This window comes from Roseixanthobacter pseudopolyaromaticivorans (assembly GCF_043195145.2).
Taxonomy (GTDB): Bacteria; Pseudomonadota; Alphaproteobacteria; order Rhizobiales; family Xanthobacteraceae; genus NCEH01.
Genome location: NZ_CM195539.1, coordinates 3,412,436 through 3,431,424 on the forward strand (window position 1 = coordinate 3,412,436; position 18,989 = coordinate 3,431,424).

The following is an 18,989-nucleotide window of genomic DNA, read 5'->3' on the forward strand; positions in this document are numbered from 1 at the left end:
CCCTGTTTCCGGAATCGTCTGTCATAGATGGATGACGGCGCGGTGACCCGCAATCAGGATTCCGGCTTTGTCTTCACCACCTGATAGAGCTGGAAGCGATCGCCGCTATAGATCAGCTTCATCTCGTCCGGATCGGGGTTCTTGTCGTTGGGCTCCGTGAACAGCAGATAGACATAGTCGAAATGCTGGGGCCACAGGTCCCAATAGCGCGGCCCGTCCGCCGTCGGCTCCTCGGAGGAGAGCAACATCTGTTCCAGAGTCGGCGGGGTGCCGTCCTCGGTGTCCACCCAGTCTTTATAAGGCGGGCGCACGCGCAGGATCTGCTTGCCGGGCACGGTGAAGGCGGTGGTCACAAGCGCGGATTTCTCGATCATGGCCAGGCACGCAGCATGCACGAGGCCGAGGTCGCGCACGTCGTACCCGCCCATGGGATCGGCATAGGCGACCAGCACCTTGGAGCCGCGCTTGATCTCATCCACGGAGGCACGGAAGGCGACAGTCCATTGCGACAGCCGGTCCCAGACCAGCTGCACTTCCCCGACGCGCACAGCCAACAGCAGCAGCAGGACCACCGCGAAGCCGCGCCGCGCGAGGCGGTGGCGCAGGTCCACCTGGATGCAGGCGATCACCATGAAGGCGATGGCGATCGGAATGCGCTGATCCGCCATGTACGTGGCGAAGAAGGTGCGCGGGAGCGCCAGATAGATTGCGCCGCTCACGATCAGCAGCGGCGTGATGACCGGATGCAGGCGGATCAGGCGATGGCGCACCGCCCACAGGGCGGCCAGCAGCACGATGCCGGTGAGGGCAAAGGCGACATAGTCGTAATAGACGTTCACCACCATCTCGACGCCGTCGATCTTGCCGCGCGGCTCCCACCAGTCCTGGCCTGCCAGTCGCAGGGTCGGGCTGGCCAGCATCAGCGGCAAGGTGAGGGCGAACGGAAAGCCGGCGGTGACGAAGCGGACGATGCGCACGCGCAGCGGTCCTTCGGCACGCTGCCACAGGCGGTAAAGCTCATACGAGAGGATGCCGATGCCATAGATGCCGGTCGCCACCAGATGGCAGAAGAACAGCATCAGCACGAACAGGCAGGAGACGAGATAGCGCCACGGCCACGCCTTGTCGCGCAGCAGGACCCAGCAGGACAGCGCCACCAGCGACAGGCCGATGCCGAAGATGTAGTTCATGACGCCGACCAGGAACACGCTGTTGTAGAGCAGCGGGAACGCCAGCAGGGCGATGACCGACCAGGAGCCGAACAAGGCGCGATGCAGCAGCATGGTGCCGAAGGCGATGAGCGCGAAGGTGGCGAGGGTGAACACCTCGCCCGCCGCATAGACATTCATCACCCGCGCGAAGATCGGCACCACCAGATCCACCATCAGATTGGGAATCACGCGCCATTCGATGAAGTAGAAGCGCGACAGGTCGGGGTCGCCCGGCACGGAGGCGATCACATGCATGCGGGCGAGGTGGTTCACATAATCCGACAGCGGGGGAATCGGATGCGTGAGAATCGGAATCGCCACCATGAGAAGGCAGATAACGAAGAGCAGCGCGATATAGCGGGGCCGCAAATCGAGCGCGCGTCTCGCATGTTGGCGTGAGGTCGACATCAACTTATCCTAAGGGAAGGCGGAAGGAAGGAAAAGCGCCCGCCCCGCGCTTAACACGGTTAGGCCGGGAAATGTGTTGGATACATGACCTGCCAGAGGGGGTTTTCCCGGCTTTCCCTGTAACGGTTCCAAATCGCTGTTTTGTGACCGGGCGGGCTTCTCCAGCCCTGCCGGCCCGCCGCGCGAGGGCGCGATAAAAACCGTTCGACTTTGCCTCCACATGCTCTAGAACGGCGCCGCCCCAAGCCCGATGACGAGAGGCCGAGCCGATGAGCATGCAGGAACCCGCCGAGCTGGCGGAAGGAAGATTGCAAGCCGAGGTGCTCGCCAAGGCCCTCCCGCACATGCAGCGTTATGACGATGCCATCATCGTCGTGAAGTACGGCGGCCATGCCATGGGCGACGAGGCGGTCGCGCGCAATTTCGCCGAGGACATCGTGCTGCTGGAACAGGCCGGCGTGAACCCGGTGGTGGTCCACGGCGGCGGCCCGCAGATCGGCGCCATGCTCACCAAGCTCGGCATCAAGAGCGAATTCGCCGGCGGCCTGCGCATCACCGACAAGGCAACGGTGGAAATCGTCGAGATGGTGCTGGCCGGCTCCATCAACAAGCAGATCGTGGGCTTCATCAACGAGGCCGGCGGTAAGGCCATCGGCCTGTGCGGCAAGGACGGCAACATGGTGCTCGCCAAGAAGGCGAGCCGCGTGGTGGTCGATCCCGGCAGCAATATCGAGAAGGTGGTCGACCTCGGCTTCGTCGGCGAGCCCGACCAGGTGGACACCATGGTGCTCGACCAGATCCTCGGCCGCGAGCTGATTCCGGTGCTGGCGCCGGTGGCCGCGGCGCTCGACGGCGGCACCTATAACGTGAACGCCGACACCTTCGCCGGCGCCATCGCCGGCGCGCTCGGCGCCAAGCGCCTGCTCATGCTCACCGATGTGCCCGGCGTGCTGGACAAGAACAAGCAGCTCATCCCCCGCCTGACCATCGCCCAGGCGAAGGAACTGATCGCCGACGGCACGGTCTCCGGCGGCATGATCCCGAAGGTGGAAACCTGCATTTATGCCTTGGAACAAGGCGTTGAGGGCGTCGTTATCCTCGACGGCAAGGTGCCCCACGCGGTGTTGCTGGAACTGCTCACCGATCACGGCGCCGGAACGCTCATCACCCGCTGAATTCTGTCGAACGCCCCCGGCCAAGCGGCCGGGGGCGAGATGTTTGAAGAACAAATAAGGTACATCCGAAGATCCCAGAAAGAGGCGTGCCATGTCGTCAGTAACGCCGTCGCGTTCCTTCGAGGGAGTGGAGACCTGGGTCTTCGATCTCGACAACACGCTTTATCCCGCACACCTCGACCTGTGGACGCAGCTCGACGCGCGCATGCGCGATTACGTGGCGCGCCTGCTCAACATCAGCCACGAGGAAGCTTTCGTGGTGCAGAAGGATTATTACCGCCGCTACGGGACCTCGCTGCGCGGCCTGATGATCGAGCATGGAGTGGATGCGGCGGCCTTCCTCGCCCATGTGCACGATCTCGACCTCTCGGAGCTGGAGCATTCCCCCCGGCTCGCCGCCGCCATCGAGGCGCTGCCGGGAATCAAGCTCGTCTATACCAATGGATCCGAGCAGCACGCGCGCAACGTGCTGGAGAAGCTCGGCCTCGGGGGACACTTCACCGCGGTGCACGACATCGTGGCGGCGGAATTCCATCCCAAACCCACCGAGGAAGCCTATCAGCGCTTCCTGCGGGCCCATGGCGTCGATCCCACGCGCGCCGCCATGTTCGAGGATCTCGCCCGCAACCTGGAAGTGCCGCACCGGATCGGCATGGTGACCACCCTCGTGGTTCCGCCCGGCGAGCAGATCGCGGCGCGCGAGACCTGGGAGTTCGAAGGCCGCGAAGCGTCCTATGTGGACTTCATCACCGAAGACCTGGCGGGCTTCCTGGAACGGACTGCATTTCCCCAGCTTACAATGAATGGTTGAATTTGGCCCCTGGGGCCTGTACCCACCAATCGCGCACGGGGATAGCCGCCACCCAATGATGCCAATCAATGCCGCCGAGTGGATTGAATTGGTGCACGCGCCTTTGCTGGTGGTCGGGTCGGATTGCCGTGTGCGGGCCGCCAACGCCGCCGCCGCAGTGCTGCTTGTGAGCGATCCAAGGGGGCAGGCCCTGTGCGAACTGGTCGGCGATTTCGCCGCCGACCTGCTGGCCGCGGTCCTCGACCAGACCCTGCCGGCGGATGAGTTGGTGCTCGACTGCGTGCTCCCCACCGGGGCTGCGAAGCTCGGCTTCCGTTTCGCCCGGCCTGCGGACGCGAGCGACGTCACCGTCCTGACGTTGGCGCGGCACGCGGCGGACCCCGGTCCGCACCCGCCGGTGGTGGATTGGTCGCGCCTGCTCCAGACCGTGGTGGAGCGCCTGCCGGTCGGGGTGGAGATCTACGACAGCGGGTTCAACGAATTATACGCCAACCACCTTTCCGACGACCTGTTCCTCTACGACGACACACCGCTGCGCCCGCATCACGATGCCTGGTGGGACCGCGCGTTCCCCGATCCGGAGGTGCGCGGGCGCGTCATCGAGGAATGGCAGCACCTGATCCACGCCGCGCGGGCGGACCAAAGCAGCGTGCTGCGCACGGAATGGGAAGTGGTGTGCCGCGACGGCGCCAGCCGCATCATCCAGTTCCGCTTCCGCATCGTCGGCGACACCTATGTGGTCGTGTTCTGGGACGTGACGGAGCGGCGCCGCCTGGAGCAGGAGTTTCGCCGCCTCGCCGGCACCGACGCGCTGACTGACACCTACAACCGCCGCCGTTTCTTCGAAGCGGGCGGCGCGGAATTCAAGCTGGCGAACCTCTCCGGACATGACCTTTGCCTGCTGATGCTGGACATGGACCGCTTCAAAAGGATCAACGACCAGTTCGGCCACGGCGCGGGCGACACTGTCCTCAAGGAGGTTGCGGCGCGCTGCCGGGCGGTTCTGCGGCAGAACGACATCATCGCCCGCATGGGCGGTGAGGAATTCGCCATTCTTCTGCCGGGCGCGGACAAGGACTATGGCGCCCGTGTCGCCCAGCGCCTGATGGCGGCGATCCGCTCCGAGCCGATCACCAGCGCCGCGCTCACCTTCCACGTCCAGGCCAGCATCGGCATCGCCGTGCGCGAGCCGGACGATCCAAACCTTGAAGCCATATTGGAGCGCGCGGACCGGGCGCTTTACCTCGCCAAGGCCAGGGGCCGCAGCCGCATCGTCGTCGGCGATTCCACCTTGCGCACCTGAGGCGCGCGCGGCGAAGCTGCGCCGGTCGGCAGTTCGCCGGCTCTGGGGCATCACCATGGGCATGGACGCGCGCACCCTGTCGCCGCACGAGGTCGCGCTGGCCGTGGAGTGGGCGGCGCGCGAAGGCTGGAATCCCGGCCTCGATGATGCAGCCGCCTTCCTTGCGCAGGACGCCGGCGGCTTCCTCGGCGTGTTCGACCAGGGGCAGCAGCTTGCGGCCTGCGTTTCCGCCGTGCGCTACGGCGCCGATTTCGGCTTCCTCGGGTTCTACATCTGCCGGCCGGACCTGCGCGGACGCGGGCTGGGGCTGAAGGTGTGGGATGCCGCCATGGCGCGGCTCGCCGGGCGCGTCGTCGGCCTCGACGGCGTGCTGGCGCAGCAGGAGAATTACCGCAAATCCGGTTTCGTCCTGGCCCACCGCAATATCCGCTATGGCGGCTCGCCCCAAGCGTTCGAGGCCGACGGCGCAGTCCTGCCCCTGGACACGACCGGGCTGGCGGAGGCGGGTGCCATGGATGATGCCTGCTTCGGCTTTCCCCGACCGGATTTTCGCGCAAAATGGCTCGCCCCGGCCCACGGACGCGCCTTCGGCATCCACCGGGCGGGCGCGCTGGCGGGCTATGGGGTGGTGCGGCGCTGCCGCAGCGGCCACAAGATCGGACCGCTGTTCGCCGACACCCCGGCGGACGCGCGCCTGCTGTTTCACGCGCTCAGCACCTTCGCCCATGCCCACGCGCCCGAGGCGCCGCTGTTCCTCGACGTGCCGGAGCCCAACGGGGCGGCGCGGGCGCTGGCCGAGGGTGCCGGGTTCGCTCCGGTGTTCGAGACCGCGCGCATGTACAAAGGCCCCGCGCCCGGCTTGCCGCTCGATCGCATCTTCGGCATCACCAGCTTCGAACTCGGCTGAACAGGCCCCTATTCAGCCGCCTGCGCGGGCCGCGGCGCTGGGGTGCGGAAGCGGGCGAGCAGGTCCGCTTCTTCCGCCCGCACCGCCACGAGATGCCGCTCCTTCACCGGGCCGTAGCCGCGGATCTTCTCCGGCAGGCTGGCGAGCGCGACGGCATGGGCATGGTTGTCGCGGTCGAGCCGCTCCACGATCTCCGCCAGGCGGGCCTCATAGGCCGCGATCAGCGCCCGCTCGGTGCGCCGCTCAGCGCTGTAGCCGAACGGATCCAGCGGCGTGCCGCGCAGGCCCTTCAGCTTCGCGAGCAGGGAGAAGCCCCGCATCATCCAGGGCCCGAAGCGCATCTTGCGCGGCTCGCCGTTCGGCCCGTGGGCGCGGGCGAGCAGCGGCGGGGCGAGGTGGAATTCGAACTTCAGATCGCCCTCGAAGGCGGCGGTCACCTGCCGCAGGAACTCGCCGTCGGCGAACAGGCGGGCGACCTCGTATTCATCCTTATAGGCCATGAGCTTGTAGAGATTGCGCGCGACCGCCTCCGCCAGCCCGCTCCGGCCCGGCGCCCGCGCGGCCTCCGCAGCGCGCACGCGCGCCACCAGATCCGCATAGCGCCTGGCATAAGCGGCGTTCTGATAGGCCGCGAGCGACGCCACCCGGCGGGCGATGACCTCGTCCAGGCTTTGGGAGAGCTTGCGCGCATCGGTGGTCGCGGCGGTGGGGCCGAGCAGGGCTTCCACCCGGGCGGGATCGTGCGCGGCACGGCGGCCCCACAAGAAGGCGGCCTTGTTCATGGCCACTGCCTCGCCGTTCAGCTCCAGCGCCCGCAGGATCGCCGCTTCCGCCACCGGCAGCGCGCCGAACTGATAGGCATAGCCCACCATGAAGATGTTCTGCGCCAGCGAATTGCCGAACAAGGCGAGCGCCAGCCGGCTCGCCTCGATGAGATGGGTTTTCTCGACGCCCGCAAGGCCGGAGATGGTGCGCTTCAGCCGCTCGGTGGGCAGGGAATAATCGGCGTTGCGGGTAAAGTCGCCGGGCAGAACCTCGTGGGTGTTCACCACCACGATGGTCGCGCCGGGCTTCACCGCCGCGAGCACCTTCTTGGTGCCAGCCACCACGAGGTCGCCGCCGAGGATCAGGTCGGCGCCGCGCGCAGGAATGCGGATGGCGGTGATGTCCTCCGGTCGGTTCGCAAGACGGATGTGGCTGTAGACCGCCCCGCCCTTCTGCGCGAGCCCGGCCATGTCGATCATGCCGCAGGCCTTGCCCTCCAGATGCGCCGCCATACCCAAGATTGCGCCGATGGTCACGACGCCGGTGCCGCCCACGCCGGTGGCGATGATGCCGTACGTGCCGTGGATCTCAGGATGCGCGGGTTCGGGAAGCTCCGGCCAATCCTGGGCGCCGGAGGCCGCGCCGGCGGACTTCTTCGGCTTGGCGCCGTGCACCGTGACGAACGAGGGGCAGAAGCCGTTGACGCAGGAAAAATCCTTGTTGCAGGAGGATTGGTCGATCTCCCGCTTGCGGCCCCACTCGGTTTCCAGCGGCTGCACGGACACGCAATTGGACTTCACGCCGCAATCGCCGCAGCCCTCGCACACCCGCTCGTTGATGATGACCCGCTTGTCGGGATCGGGAAACTGGCCGCGCTTGCGGCGCCGGCGCTTCTCGGAGGCGCAGGTCTGGTCGTAGATCAGCACGGTGCAGCCGGGCACGGCGGCCAGCTCGCGCTGCACGCTCTCCAGCTCGTCGCGATGATGAATGGTGAGGCCGGCGGGCCAGGCTTCGCCACTCGCGTATTTCTCCGGCTCGTCGGTGACGACGACGACCCGCTTGGCGCCCTCGGCCGCCACTTGGCGGGCGATCACCGGCACGGTGAGATTGCCCTCGTGATGCTGGCCACCGGTCATGGCCACCGCATCGTTGAACAGGATCTTGTAGGTGACGTTCACGCCCGAGGCGATGGCGGCGCGCAGCGCCAGATAGCCGGAATGGTTGTAGGTGCCGTCGCCGAGATTCTGGAACACATGGCCGCGCTTGGAGAACGGCGCCTCGCCGATCCAATTGGCGCCCTCCCCGCCCATCTGGGTGAAGCCGGTGGTCTCCCGGTCCATCCATTGCACCATGTAATGGCAGCCGATGCCGGCATAGGCGCGCATGCCTTCCGGCACCACGGTGGACGAATTGTGCGGGCAGCCGGAGCAGAAATAGGGAATACGGGTGGCGACGTCGCCGGTCGCGGCGAGCACCCGCTGGGCCTCCTCCAGCTCGGCGAGGCGGGAGGCGATGTCCGGCAGGTCACCATAGGCCAGCAGGCGCTTGGCGAGTGCGATGGCGATGTCGTTGGGGTCGAGCGCGCCCTTCACCGGAAACAGCCATTGGCCCGCTTCGTCGCGCTTGCCGATGCAGACCGGCTGGTTGGCGGTGCCGTACAGCTCCTCGCGCACCTGCACCTCGATCAGCGAGCGCTTCTCCTCCACCACCATGATGAGGTCCAGCCCGGCGGCGAATTCGCGCAGCTGCACCGGCTCCAGCGGCCAGGGACAGGCCACCTTCCAGATGCGCAGGCCGAGATCATTGGCGCGCACTTCGTCGATGCCCAGTTCGTCGAGGGCGAGGCGCACGTCCAGATAGCTCTTGCCCACGGTCGCGATGCCGATGCGCGGGCGGGCGCCACCGGAGGTGATGAAACGATTTAGCCGATTGGCACGCAGGAAATGCAGGATCGCGTCGCGCTTATATTCCTGAAGCCGCTCCTCCTGCGCCACCGGGGTATCGCCGAGGCGGATGTTGAGGCCACCCGGCGGCAAGGCGAAGCCGAGCGGCGGCTCGATGCGCACCCGGTCCACGCGCCCATCCACGATGCCGGTGGATTCGATGGTGTCCTTCACCGCCTTCAGCCCGACCCAGGTGCCGGCGAAGCGCGAGAGCGCCCAGCCATAAAGGCCGTAATCGAGAATCTCCTGCACCCCGGCCGGGTTCAGCACGGGGATCATCACATCGACGAAATGGAATTCGCTCTGGTGCGCGGTGGTGGAGCTTTCGCAGGTGTGGTCGTCGCCCATGAGGGCAAGCACGCCGCCATGCCGGGACGTGCCGGCATTATTGGCGTGGCGGAACACGTCGCCGGAGCGATCCACGCCGGGCCCCTTGCCGTACCAGAGGCCGAACACCCCGTCATATTTGCCTTCGCCGCGCAATTCCGCCTGCTGGGAGCCCCAGAGCGCGGTGGCGGCGAGATCCTCGTTCAGCCCGCTCTGGAACAGGATGTCGTTGGCGGTGAGCAGTTTCTGGGCGCGGCCGAACTGCTGGTCCAGCCCGCCCAGGGGAGAGCCGCGATAGCCGGTGACATAGCCGCCGGTATTGAGCCCGGCGCGCCGGTCGCGCTCCTTCTGCATCAAGGTCAGGCGGACGAGGGCCTGGGTGCCGGAGACGAAGACGTCGTCCTGGTTCAGGTCGTATTTGTCGTCGAGCGAGACGGGCTTCATGGCCATGGGCGCCTCCGGTGCGACGCGGCGGCCTCCGGGCCGCTCTCCTTCGTGCGCCCGTTCGGACGCCGTCGCATCTTTTGATCTCGATCAAAGCTTACACGCGTTCGCGCCCCCGGCAATTTCGTTGTTTGGAGGGATTGTGAAATGAAGTTGCCGAAAAAGCAGGCTTGGCGAATTTTGGTGCATCGCAGCGCAAACCCTTAGCCGCTGCAAAGTTTTAGCCCGGCAGCAGGCGTTCGCTCACCGCATAGCCCGTCAACAGCGCGACGCCGAAGAAGCACACCAGCAGCGCGGCACCCATCTCGATCGCCAGCAGCAGCGCCGTCCCCCGCCCCGAGGCGGCGGAAGCGAGCTTCACCGCCAGTCGCTTGCCATAGACCGCGAGCGCCGCAATGCCGGTGACGGTGAGCGCGGTGCCGAGACCCATGGCGAAGGTGGCCGCGACACCGCTCCAGATCACCCCTTGCGACAAGGCGAAGGTCAGCACCAGGATCGCGCCCGAGCACGGCCGGGCGCCGGCGGAGATCACCGCCACCGCCGCCCGCTTCCAGCCGCCCCGGCCGTCCAGCAGGTGCGGGTCGGGCGCGTGCTTGTCGCCGCAGCCACAATCGGGGCCGTGCACATGGCCCGCCGGCTGGCCGCGCAGCACGGCGACGAGGCTGATTGCTTTCCTGAAAGCGAGATAGGCCCCGAACACGGCGATGCTGCCATAGGCCGCGATCTCCACCACATTCATGGCCCCCGCCATGGAGGCGGCGGTGCCGCCCAGCAGGATCGCCAGCAGGCCCACGAACAGCACCGCCGCCAGCGCCTGCACCATGCCAGCCGCCAACGCCAGCAGCGCCCCACGGCGCAGCGTGCCGCCATCCGCCAGCAGATAGGAGGAGATCACCGCCTTGCCGTGCCCCGGCCCGGCCGCGTGAAACACGCCATAGGCAAACGAGAGGCCCGCCAGCAGGCCGAAGGCGTTCCCATCCGCCTTTGCCGCCCGCACCGCCTGGATCAGTGCCCGGTAGAATTCGCTCTGCTTGGAAATCAGATAGCCGGCGATGCCCGAGGGCGCCGGTCCGCCGGCCCCGAGCCCAAACGGCGTCGGCTTGGGGCCGAGGGCACCGGGCGCCGGGTTCAGCGCTTGCGCGAGCGCCGGCTCCGCCACGAGGAGGATGAGGGCCGCGATCGCGAGGCCCCCGCCCAGTGCTCCGGCGAGCGCCAGGGGGTGGCGTCCCGCGCGGGACAGGCGCCAGCGAAGCGTCATGGATGGCTCTTCCGATAGGTCACATTTCGCCGACGAAAACTTCTCCCGAATCTCGCCGAAGGGTCGGCGAGAAGCCGCGTCATGGGCACTTCACCGCGACTTTGTCTGCATATTGCGCGCCATAGCTGCTGGAGGCGGTGAGGTTCGTGAAGAACTCCTCCCCCAGCTGCATGTTCTGCGGCTGCTCCGGCTGAACGGTCTGGAAGGTGCAGCCCGCAGGCGCGCCGGACAGGGATACGGGGTCCTTCTCGGCGAATTCGAACGAGACGAAATAAGTGGGGTCGTAAATGTCGAAACTCATGCTGCCCTTGGCCGGTATAGGTTTTACCAGCGGCAGGAAGAAGTGGAGCGTCAGCGCTTCATTCTCATAGGTGAGGTAATAATCGATCGGATCTTTGAACGCGAGCTTCGCCGTCGCGGTCTTTGCCTTGACGAAATAATCATATTCCTTCAGCGAGGTTACATTGACCTCGGCCAAGGGCTTCAAGACGCTGTCGGGATAGGAGCCGTCCTTGTTGCGCTCCAGGCCTTGGAGGGCGAAAGCGGTGAAAGCCTCGTCGAAGGTCCAGTCCTGCTTCAACCCGGTGATGGTGCCGTCCGGGGCATAGACCACCTGGGTCTTCATGGTCACCCACACGTGGGGATGCGCCATGGCCAAGCCGGTGCCGCCGAGCAGGGCCAGAACGGCCGCAACACACCTGAAGACGAATCGCGCTGTCATGCTTCCCCGCATCTCGGCGCAGACTGTTCGCCCGCGAGTTCGGCGGAATGGTGGCGGCCCCGATCCGGATGCGCCGTGGGCGCCCCGAACAGAAGGCCGTCCAGCCGCAGGCGTTCCACAGCGAGCGTTGCGGCAAGGCCGAAGGCGAAGCCGAACGCCCACAGGACAAAGAACGCCGGCCATCCCGCCAGCCCCGCCTTGGAAATCAGCATCTGTCCCGCTTTGAGAAACAGCGGCCCGTGCAGCAGATAGATCCCCATGGTCCGCCGGCCGAGGAAGGCGAACGCGCGCGCAAGCCGTCCACTCCCGTGGAGCGTCCCCCGGCCGAGCGCCATCAAACCTGCGAGATAGGGATACACGATGAAGATGCTGCCCATTCCGCGGGCCTGCGCCAGGATCGCAAGTGTCAGGGCGCCGAGACCCACCATCGCCTCCCGCCCTGCCACCAGCGGGGCAAGCGGCGCCAGAAGGACGCCGAACAGAAACAACGGTAGACCCCAGAACAGATAGACCACGGGATCGATCACCGGAGCCGAAAGCAAAGGTGCAAGAAAGGTCGCCCGGGCCGCAAGATTGAGGCCCACGGCCCCGAGCACGAGCGCGATGCGCATCGCAAGGCCCTTCCGCATCAGCGGAACCAGGGGCAAGGCCGCGAGCCGCACCAGGAACAGGGCGGGAAGAAAATAAAGGTTCTGCGCATGGGGCGTGCGGTAGAGTGTCACCAGCAGCGCGACCGGGTCATCCACCGGGATCAGGTGCTCCGCCAGCAGGCCCCGGCTTTCTGCGATCCAGCGCAGGCCCGCATAGAGCATGGAGAAGATGAGGAACGGCAGCAGAAGGCGTCTGGCCCAGCGCGACACGTCGCGCCATCGGGGCGGCCGCCCCTCGTCAAGCCTGCGGGAGATCAGGAAGCCGTCCGCCGCGAAGAACAGCGGCACGGTCGCAGTCGACAGCAGGAAGCCGAACCAGCCGTCCAGCGAGTCCAGAGGGATGAAGCTGTAGGCGGCTGCATGGATGCCGACCACCAGAATGATGGCATAGCCGCGAATGGCGTCCAGCCAATCCAGCCGGCCGGCGTCCGTCCTGGTCGCACACGACCCGTTGTCTTTTCCTGATTCCATCCCGCGCCCCCGCCCGGCGCAGGTCTAGGGCGGGATGGCGACCGTCACAAGCATGCAAAGCCGTCTAGTCGGCCTCGCTGGCGCCTTGGAAAAAATCCTTCACCTTGGCGAAGAAGCCGTTGGATTCAGGATTTGTCTCGCTGGAACATTCGCGCTCGAACTCCGCGAGCAGTTCCTTCTGGCGCTTGGTGAGGTTCTGCGGCGTTTCGACCACCACCTGCACGTACATGTCGCCATGGGCGCGCGAGCGCAGGATGGGCATGCCCTTGCCCGACAGGCGCAGGCGCTTGCCGGATTGCGTGCCCTCGGGAATGCGCACCTTGGTCTTCTCGCCGTCGATGGTCGGCACCTCCACCGAGCCACCGACCGCCGCCATCACCATGGAGATGGGCGCGCGGCAATAAAGATCTGCCCCCTCGCGCTGGAAGAAGGGATGGGGCTCCAGCGACAGGAAGATGTAGAGATCGCCCGCCGGACCGCCGCGCACGCCGGCCTCGCCCTCGCCGCCGAGGCGAATGCGCGTGCCATCCTCCACCCCTGCCGGGATCTGCACCGAAAGCGAACGCTCGCGCGTCACGCGTCCCGCGCCGCCGCAGGCGGTGCAGGGGTCCTCGATCACGCTGCCGCGGCCCTGGCACGCCGGGCAGGTGCGCTCCAGCGTGAAGAAGCCCTGGGCATGGCGAATCTTGCCCGCCCCGCCGCAGGTGCGGCACACCTTCGGCTGGGTACCGGGCTTGGCACCGGAGCCTGAGCAGCTCTCGCAGATGATGGACGTGGGAATCTTGATTTCGGCGGTCTTGCCGGAAAACGCCTCTTCGAGGGTAATTTCCATGTTGTAGCGCAGGTCCGCGCCGCGACCGCGGCCACCCTGGGCCCCGCCCCGGCCGCCACCGCCGCCGCGGCCGCCCATGGAGCCGCCGAAGAGATCGTCGAAAATATCCGCGAAGGTGGACGCGAAATCGGGCCCGAAGCCCGCCCCGCCCCCGCCGCCATTTTCGAAGGCGGCATGGCCGAAGCGATCATAGGCCGCGCGCTTCTGCGGGTCCTTGAGCACTTCATAGGCCTCGCTGACCTCCTTGAAGCGCACTTCCGCTTCCCCGTCGCCCTGGTTGCGATCGGGATGCCATTTCATGGCGAGCTTGCGATAGGAGGCCTTGAGCACCGTTTCATCGGCGCTGCGCTCGCAGCCCAGAATTTCGTAATAATCGCGCTTTGACATGGCTTCGTTTACCCGCCGCCCCGGTTCAGGCGTCCTCGACACAAAGATCAGCCTCGGCGCCCCACCGGCTCACGCCGGCCGACGCAAAGGCCGACCGCCGGAAACGTCAACCCCCGGGACTGGCCCGGGGGGTAACTGCGTTCGACCGTTCACATGCACATATGCGTGGCAAGCAAGGATCAGGCCGACTTCTTCTTGTCGTCGTCGACCTCGGTGAATTCGGCATCGACCACATCGTCGGCGGGCTTCGCCGAAGCGCCGGGCTCGCCGCCCTGCTGGGCCGCATACATGGCCTCGCCCAGCTTGAGCGACACCTGGGCCAGGGACTGGGTCTTGGCCTGGATCACGTCCACGTCGGACCCTTCCAGCGCCGCCTTCAGCTCGGTCAGGCCGGTCTCGATGGCGGTCTTTTCGGCGGAGCCGACCTTCTCGCCATATTCCGACAGGGCCTTCTCGGTGGAGTGGACCAGCGCCTCGCCGTGGTTCTTGGCCTCGGCCAGGGCCTTGCGCTTCTTGTCCTCCGCGGCGTGCGCCTCGGCGTCCTTCACCATCTTCTCGATGTCGGACTCATTGAGACCGCCGGAAGCCTGGATGCGGATCTGCTGCTCCTTGCCCGTACCCTTGTCCTTGGCGGACACCTGCACGATGCCGTTGGCGTCGATGTCGAAGGTGACTTCCACCTGCGGCACGCCGCGCGGCGCGGGCGGGATACCCATGAGATCGAACTGGCCGAGGACCTTGTTGTCCGCCGCCATTTCGCGCTCGCCCTGGAACACGCGGATGGTCACCGCCGTCTGGCCATCTTCCGCTGTGGAGAACACCTGGCTCTTCTTGGTGGGGATGGTGGTGTTGCGGTCGATCAGGCGGGTGAACACGCCGCCCAGCGTCTCGATGCCCAGCGAGAGCGGGGTCACGTCGAGCAGCAGCACGTCCTTCACGTCGCCCTGCAGCACGCCCGCCTGGATCGCGGCGCCGATGGCGACCACTTCATCCGGGTTGACGCCCTTGTGGGGCTCCTTGCCGAAGAACTGCTTCACGATCTCCTGCACCTTGGGCATGCGGGTCATGCCGCCCACCAGCACCACTTCGTCGATCTGGCCGGCGGAGAGGCCTGCATCCTTGAGCGCGAGCCGGCAGGGCTCGACGGTCCGCTGGATCAGGTCGTCCACCAGCGCCTCGAACTTGGCGCGGGTCAGCTTCATGGTCAGGTGCTTGGGACCGGACGCATCGGCGGTGATGAAGGGCAGGTTGATCTCGGTCTGGGTCGCGGACGACAGCTCGATCTTCGCCTTTTCGGCGGCCTCCTTGAGGCGCTGAAGGGCCAGCTTGTCGTTCCGCAGGTCGATGCCCTGCTCCTTCTTGAACTCGTCGGCGAGATAGGTGACCAGACGCATGTCGAAGTCTTCGCCGCCCAGGAACGTGTCGCCGTTCGTGGACTTCACTTCGAACACGCCGTCGCCGATCTCGAGCACCGACACGTCGAACGTGCCGCCGCCGAGGTCATACACCGCGATGGTGCCGGCCGACTTCTTGTCGAGGCCATAAGCGAGCGCGGCCGCCGTCGGCTCGTTGATGATGCGCAGGACTTCGAGACCGGCGATCTTGCCGGCGTCCTTGGTGGCCTGGCGCTGGGCGTCGTTGAAGTAGGCCGGAACGGTGATGACCGCCTTCTCGACCTTCTCGCCCAGGAACGCCTCGGCGGTTTCCTTCATCTTCTGAAGGATGAAGGCGGAAATCTGCGAGGGCGAATATTTCTTGCCGTCCGCTTCCAGCCACGCATCGCCATTGTCGGCGCGCACGATGTGGTACGGAACGAGCTTCTTGTCCTTCTCGACGGTGGGATCGTCGTAGCGGCGCCCGATCAGGCGCTTCACCGCGAAGAAGGTGCGCTCTGGGTTAGTGACGCCCTGGCGCTTCGCCGGCTGGCCGACCAGACGCTCACCGTCTTCCGTGAAGGCGACGATGGACGGCGTGGTGCGCGCGCCTTCGGCGTTCTCGATGACTTTCGGGGAACTTCCCTCCATCACCGCGACGCAGGAATTGGTGGTACCGAGGTCGATGCCGATGATCTTGGACATGTACTTCTCCTTATCGGCAGACCGGCCGGGCCTTTGCAGCGCCCATGAAGGATGCCCGCGGGCCCCTCCCGCGGCTGTCCGCCGGTCCCCGTTGCATTGGGGTACGCTGTGATTACAGCGTTCGAGGCCGATATAGGAGGGGTCCTTAGGCGCCGCAAGGCATGCTTGGCTGCGCCACCTCGCTTTTTCACCTTCTCGCGATCAGGATATGCAAATACACCCCGCCAGGACCACCCGGCGGGGTGAATATTTCGATTTCCAGGCGTTTCCGAGACGCCGGGGCGAACTCGTCCCGAACGGCTAGACCTTATCGAATTACCTCTATGATGCGCCGGCTGCCCGGCTCCACCAGCACCGTCTGGTTGTCGGGCATCACCACGTAGCGGTAGCTCGGCGCATCGAAGCCGCCGTACGAGGCGTCGGTGGAGAAGGTCTGCAGTTCCACGTCTGCCGGCATCACCGCACCGGCCACCGGCGCGTAGCCGCGGGGCAGCACGGTCGTAGCCGTCACCGGGCGCTGGACCACGTAGCGCTGGATCTGGACTTGCTGCTCGGGGGTCACGGTCACATAGCCCGACGGCTGGGTGACGATGACCGCCGAGGTCTGGGCGCTGGCGGCGGACGCGCCGAGCACCAGGGCGAGGGCGCCAGCGGCGCCGACAAGATGCTTGTTCATGGTCAAATCTCCTGTCCTTCCCGTCGCCCAAAGGAACGCCTCGCCGACCGGTGCGTTCCCATGGGCGACCTGGATCGGGTTGACGCGCGGCATCGAACCGGCAACAGCGCAGTATTCCGGCACCGCGGTGGAGGACGGACTTGGCGCCGCCGTCAGGCTCGGCCATGGTGGCGCAGGGAGGCGCGAATTCAGGTGTCGCATCATATTGAAGTCGCACCGGGCTGCCTCTATTGGCCGGAGTTTCTCGACCGCGCCGCCCAGCAATCCCTGGTCCGCGAGATCGACGCCATCCTCGCCGTGGCGCCCCTTTTCACGCCGCGCATGCCGCGCACGGGAAAGGCGTTTTCGGTGCGCATGAGCAATTGCGGTCCGCTTGGCTGGGTGTCGGACGAGGCGGGGTATCGCTACCAGTCCTTCCACCCGGAGACGCGCGCCCCCTGGCCGCCGATTCCGGCATCCCTCCTCGCCGCCTGGGACCATCTGACCGACGCCTCCGCGCCACCCCAGGCGTGCCTGATCAATTGGTACGCGCCCGACGCCCGCATGAGCCTGCACCAGGACCGCGACGAGCATGATTTCACCGCCCCCGTGCTCTCGCTGTCACTCGGAGATACCGCCTTGTTTCGCATTGGCGGCACGGAGCGGCGGGCCCCGACCCGCTCGCTGCGGCTCGCCTCGGGCGATGCCCTCCTGCTCTCGGGAGAAAGCCGTCTTGCCTTCCACGGCATCGACCGCATCCTGCCCGGCACGTCCACCCTCCTGCCCGGCCCGGGTCGCTTCAACCTGACCTTGCGGCGGGTGGACCCGGCCGAGCCTGCGACATCAGCGCGGGCCACGCTTCCGCCCGCTTTCGCCGCCAAGACGCCATGATGGGTCTGCCGCAATGGATTTTGCCGTGATGGGATTGCCGAAGATGAAGATCCGCCTCGGGCTTTCGCTCGCCGTGCTGCTGGTTTCGGGCGGGTTCGCCAGCGCGGCCGACGCCGTTTTTCCCAAGGGGACGCTGGCGGGCTTGGTACCTCCCGACGGTATGGTGGAAAGCACGACCTTCTCCGGCTTCGAGGACCGCAGCAAGGCGGCCTCGCTGCTCATCATCGAAATGCCGCCGCAGGCCTATCCGCAGATCGAATCCGGCTTCACCGACGCGGCGCTCGCCACCAAGGGCATCACGGTGGAAAGCCGCGGCCCCCTGGTGGCGGATCCCAAGAGCCTTCCTGAATCCTCGCCCCTGCGCGACGCGCAGACCCTTCTCGTGGTCGGCAGGCAGAGCGCCGGGCCGGTGACTGCAAAGAAATGGATCCTGCTGGCCGGTACCGCGAAAGGCACCGCCCTGGTGACGGTGCAGCTTCCGGAGGCCAATGCGGGCGATCTTTCCGACGAGGCCGTGCGCAAGAGCCTGATGACGCTCGCTTTCCGCGCGCCCCCCTCGACGCAGGAGCAATTGGCCGGTCTGCCGTTCAAGCTCGGCGACCTTGCGGGATTCCGCGTGGTGAAGGTCATCGGCAACACCGCCGTGGTGCTCACCGAAGGCGATAAGGACGTGGTGGAAAGCGCCAGCCAGCCGATTTTCGTGGTGGGCGTTTCCCCCGGCACGCCGCGCGAGGACGATCGCGGGCAGTTCGCCCTGCGGTCCCTCTCCTCCGTGCCCGCGGTGCGCGACATGCATATCGATCGCGCCGAACCGCTGCGCATCGGCGGCCAGCCCGGCTTCGAGATCATTGCAACCGCCAAGGATGCCACATCGGGAGCGGACGTGAAGGTGATCCAATGGCTGCGGTTCGGCTCGAACGCGCATATCCGCATGATCGCGGTGGTGAAGGCGGATGCCTTCCAGGACACCTACACGCGCGTGCGCGCCATCCGGGACGGGTTGGACACCAATTGACCTTCGGGGTCCTCGGCGCCCCAGCAAAAAGCCGTCGCAGCCTGCGCCGCGACGGCTTTTTCAATCAGTCAACGCGTTCGAAGCCAAGGCTGCGTCAGTTGGCGGAACCATTCTCCGCCTTGGCCTCCCCGGGCGCAGCTTTCGGACCGCCGCGCGAAACGCCGACCATGGCGGGACGCAGAACTCGGTCGCCGATCACATAGCCGGACTGCACCACCTGCACCACGGTGCCATTCGGCACGCTCGCGTCCGGCACTTCGAACATCGCCTGGTGGAGATTGGGGTCGAATTTCTCACCGACCGGCTCAACCTTGCGGATGCCGTGCTTTTCCAGACCCTTTTGGAGGCTGCGTTCGGTCAATTCCAGACCGTCCAGCAGCGCCTTGAACGCGCCTTCGGCCTTTTCCTTGGCCTCCGCCTCAACCGCGCCGAGCGCGCGGGCGAGATCATCGGCGACGTTCAACACGTCGCGCGCGAAGGAGGCGATGCCATAGGTCTTGGCGTCGGTCACTTCCTTTTCGGCCCGGCGGCGGATGTTCTCCGCTTCCGCATAGGCGCGCAGGAACTTGTCCTTCAAATTCGCGACCTCGCCTTCCAGCCGCTGCTTCTCCGCCTGGAGTCCACCGGCCTCCCCGACCTCGGCGAGCGCTTCCATCTCTGCGCCCTCGGGATCGGAGTTCAGGTCGGTATGGGGCTTCGCGTCGTTCGCGCCACCCTGATCGCTCATGCCCATGTCC

At 66.4% G+C, this 18,989-nt stretch carries 15 protein-coding genes; 6 read left to right on the forward strand and 9 right to left on the reverse strand.

Going from position 1 to position 18,989, the window contains the following annotated elements:
- Positions 1-53 precede the first annotated feature (53 nt).
- A complete protein-coding gene (locus tag V5F68_RS16185; RefSeq protein ID WP_394014052.1) occupies positions 54-1,619 on the reverse strand; it encodes a hypothetical protein in 1,566 nt (521 codons plus the stop codon).
- 275 nt (positions 1,620-1,894) lie between these two features.
- Between V5F68_RS16185 and argB the strand changes: the two genes are divergently transcribed.
- From argB to V5F68_RS16205, 4 genes are all read left to right on the forward strand, one after another.
- Entirely contained in the window at positions 1,895-2,794 is a 900-nt protein-coding gene (argB, locus tag V5F68_RS16190; RefSeq protein ID WP_348844590.1) for an acetylglutamate kinase, read from the forward strand.
- A 91-nt stretch (positions 2,795-2,885) separates the two neighbouring features.
- Complete coding sequence (locus V5F68_RS16195; RefSeq protein ID WP_394014053.1) at positions 2,886-3,605, forward strand: pyrimidine 5'-nucleotidase; 720 nt, start codon at positions 2,886-2,888, stop codon at positions 3,603-3,605.
- Between the two features lie 55 nt (positions 3,606-3,660).
- Entirely contained in the window at positions 3,661-4,908 is a 1,248-nt protein-coding gene (locus V5F68_RS16200; protein ID WP_394014054.1) for a GGDEF domain-containing protein, read from the forward strand.
- Between the two features lie 55 nt (positions 4,909-4,963).
- Positions 4,964-5,815: a GNAT family N-acetyltransferase gene (locus tag V5F68_RS16205; protein ID WP_394014055.1), complete on the forward strand. Its 852-nt coding sequence runs from the start codon at positions 4,964-4,966 to the stop codon at positions 5,813-5,815.
- An 8-nt stretch (positions 5,816-5,823) separates the two neighbouring features.
- Here the strand turns inward: V5F68_RS16205 and V5F68_RS16210 are convergent, their stop codons facing one another.
- The 7 genes from V5F68_RS16210 to V5F68_RS16240 all read right to left on the reverse strand — a co-directional run bounded on the left by V5F68_RS16210 (position 5,824) and on the right by V5F68_RS16240 (position 16,367).
- Positions 5,824-9,300 carry an indolepyruvate ferredoxin oxidoreductase family protein gene (locus V5F68_RS16210; RefSeq protein WP_394014056.1) on the reverse strand — a complete coding sequence of 1,159 codons (3,477 nt, stop codon included), beginning with the start codon at positions 9,298-9,300 and terminating at the stop codon, positions 5,824-5,826.
- Between the two features lie 214 nt (positions 9,301-9,514).
- On the reverse strand, positions 9,515-10,552 hold the full coding sequence (locus V5F68_RS16215) for a nickel/cobalt transporter (RefSeq protein ID WP_394014057.1): 1,038 nt from the start codon (positions 10,550-10,552) through the stop codon (positions 9,515-9,517).
- Positions 10,553-10,631: 79 nt separating this feature from the next.
- Positions 10,632-11,273, reverse strand: coding sequence for a DUF1007 family protein (locus V5F68_RS16220; RefSeq protein WP_394014058.1), 642 nt, complete (start codon positions 11,271-11,273; stop codon positions 10,632-10,634).
- The gene (locus V5F68_RS16225; protein ID WP_394014059.1) at positions 11,270-12,394 is read right to left on the reverse strand and encodes an acyltransferase family protein; all 1,125 of its coding nucleotides are present in this window, start codon (positions 12,392-12,394) and stop codon (positions 11,270-11,272) included. Before V5F68_RS16225 ends, V5F68_RS16220 begins: the two co-directional genes overlap by 4 nt.
- A gap of 64 nt (positions 12,395-12,458) precedes the next feature.
- Positions 12,459-13,613, reverse strand: a complete 1,155-nt coding sequence (dnaJ, locus tag V5F68_RS16230; RefSeq protein ID WP_394014060.1) for a molecular chaperone DnaJ — start codon at positions 13,611-13,613, stop codon at positions 12,459-12,461.
- 179 nt (positions 13,614-13,792) lie between these two features.
- Positions 13,793-15,691 carry a molecular chaperone DnaK gene (gene dnaK / locus V5F68_RS16235; protein WP_509274433.1) on the reverse strand — a complete coding sequence of 633 codons (1,899 nt, stop codon included), beginning with the start codon at positions 15,689-15,691 and terminating at the stop codon, positions 13,793-13,795.
- 307 nt (positions 15,692-15,998) lie between these two features.
- The gene (locus V5F68_RS16240; RefSeq protein ID WP_394014061.1) at positions 15,999-16,367 is read right to left on the reverse strand and encodes a DUF1236 domain-containing protein; all 369 of its coding nucleotides are present in this window, start codon (positions 16,365-16,367) and stop codon (positions 15,999-16,001) included.
- Between the two features lie 192 nt (positions 16,368-16,559).
- Between V5F68_RS16240 and V5F68_RS16245 the strand changes: the two genes are divergently transcribed.
- Positions 16,560-17,237, forward strand: coding sequence for an alpha-ketoglutarate-dependent dioxygenase AlkB family protein (locus V5F68_RS16245; RefSeq protein ID WP_394014062.1), 678 nt, complete (start codon positions 16,560-16,562; stop codon positions 17,235-17,237).
- A 25-nt stretch (positions 17,238-17,262) separates the two neighbouring features.
- A complete protein-coding gene (locus V5F68_RS16250; protein ID WP_394014063.1) occupies positions 17,263-18,252 on the forward strand; it encodes a hypothetical protein in 990 nt (329 codons plus the stop codon).
- Positions 18,253-18,346: 94 nt separating this feature from the next.
- On the opposite strand, the gene grpE is transcribed toward V5F68_RS16250, so the two are convergent.
- Complete coding sequence (gene grpE / locus V5F68_RS16255) at positions 18,347-18,979, reverse strand: nucleotide exchange factor GrpE (protein ID WP_394014064.1); 633 nt, start codon at positions 18,977-18,979, stop codon at positions 18,347-18,349.
- Between the last annotated feature and the right edge of the window lie 10 nt (positions 18,980-18,989).

What these genes read in the sequence shown, in the direction of transcription:
- V5F68_RS16185 (WP_394014052.1), bottom strand. Translation starts at nt 1,619, where the DNA reads ATGTCGACCTCACGCCAACATGCGAGACGCGCGCTCGATTTGCGGCCC.
- argB (WP_348844590.1), top strand. Translation starts at nt 1,895, where the DNA reads ATGCAGGAACCCGCCGAGCTGGCGGAAGGAAGATTGCAAGCCGAGGTG.
- V5F68_RS16195 (WP_394014053.1), top strand. Translation starts at nt 2,886, where the DNA reads ATGTCGTCAGTAACGCCGTCGCGTTCCTTCGAGGGAGTGGAGACCTGG.
- V5F68_RS16200 (WP_394014054.1), top strand. Translation starts at nt 3,661, where the DNA reads ATGATGCCAATCAATGCCGCCGAGTGGATTGAATTGGTGCACGCGCCT.
- V5F68_RS16205 (WP_394014055.1), top strand. Translation starts at nt 4,964, where the DNA reads ATGGGCATGGACGCGCGCACCCTGTCGCCGCACGAGGTCGCGCTGGCC.
- V5F68_RS16210 (WP_394014056.1), bottom strand. Translation starts at nt 9,300, where the DNA reads ATGGCCATGAAGCCCGTCTCGCTCGACGACAAATACGACCTGAACCAG.
- V5F68_RS16215 (WP_394014057.1), bottom strand. Translation starts at nt 10,552, where the DNA reads ATGACGCTTCGCTGGCGCCTGTCCCGCGCGGGACGCCACCCCCTGGCG.
- V5F68_RS16220 (WP_394014058.1), bottom strand. Translation starts at nt 11,273, where the DNA reads ATGACAGCGCGATTCGTCTTCAGGTGTGTTGCGGCCGTTCTGGCCCTG.
- V5F68_RS16225 (WP_394014059.1), bottom strand. Translation starts at nt 12,394, where the DNA reads ATGGAATCAGGAAAAGACAACGGGTCGTGTGCGACCAGGACGGACGCC.
- dnaJ (WP_394014060.1), bottom strand. Translation starts at nt 13,613, where the DNA reads ATGTCAAAGCGCGATTATTACGAAATTCTGGGCTGCGAGCGCAGCGCC.
- dnaK (WP_509274433.1), bottom strand. Translation starts at nt 15,691, where the DNA reads ATGTCCAAGATCATCGGCATCGACCTCGGTACCACCAATTCCTGCGTC.
- V5F68_RS16240 (WP_394014061.1), bottom strand. Translation starts at nt 16,367, where the DNA reads ATGAACAAGCATCTTGTCGGCGCCGCTGGCGCCCTCGCCCTGGTGCTC.
- grpE (WP_394014064.1), bottom strand. Translation starts at nt 18,979, where the DNA reads ATGAGCGATCAGGGTGGCGCGAACGACGCGAAGCCCCATACCGACCTG.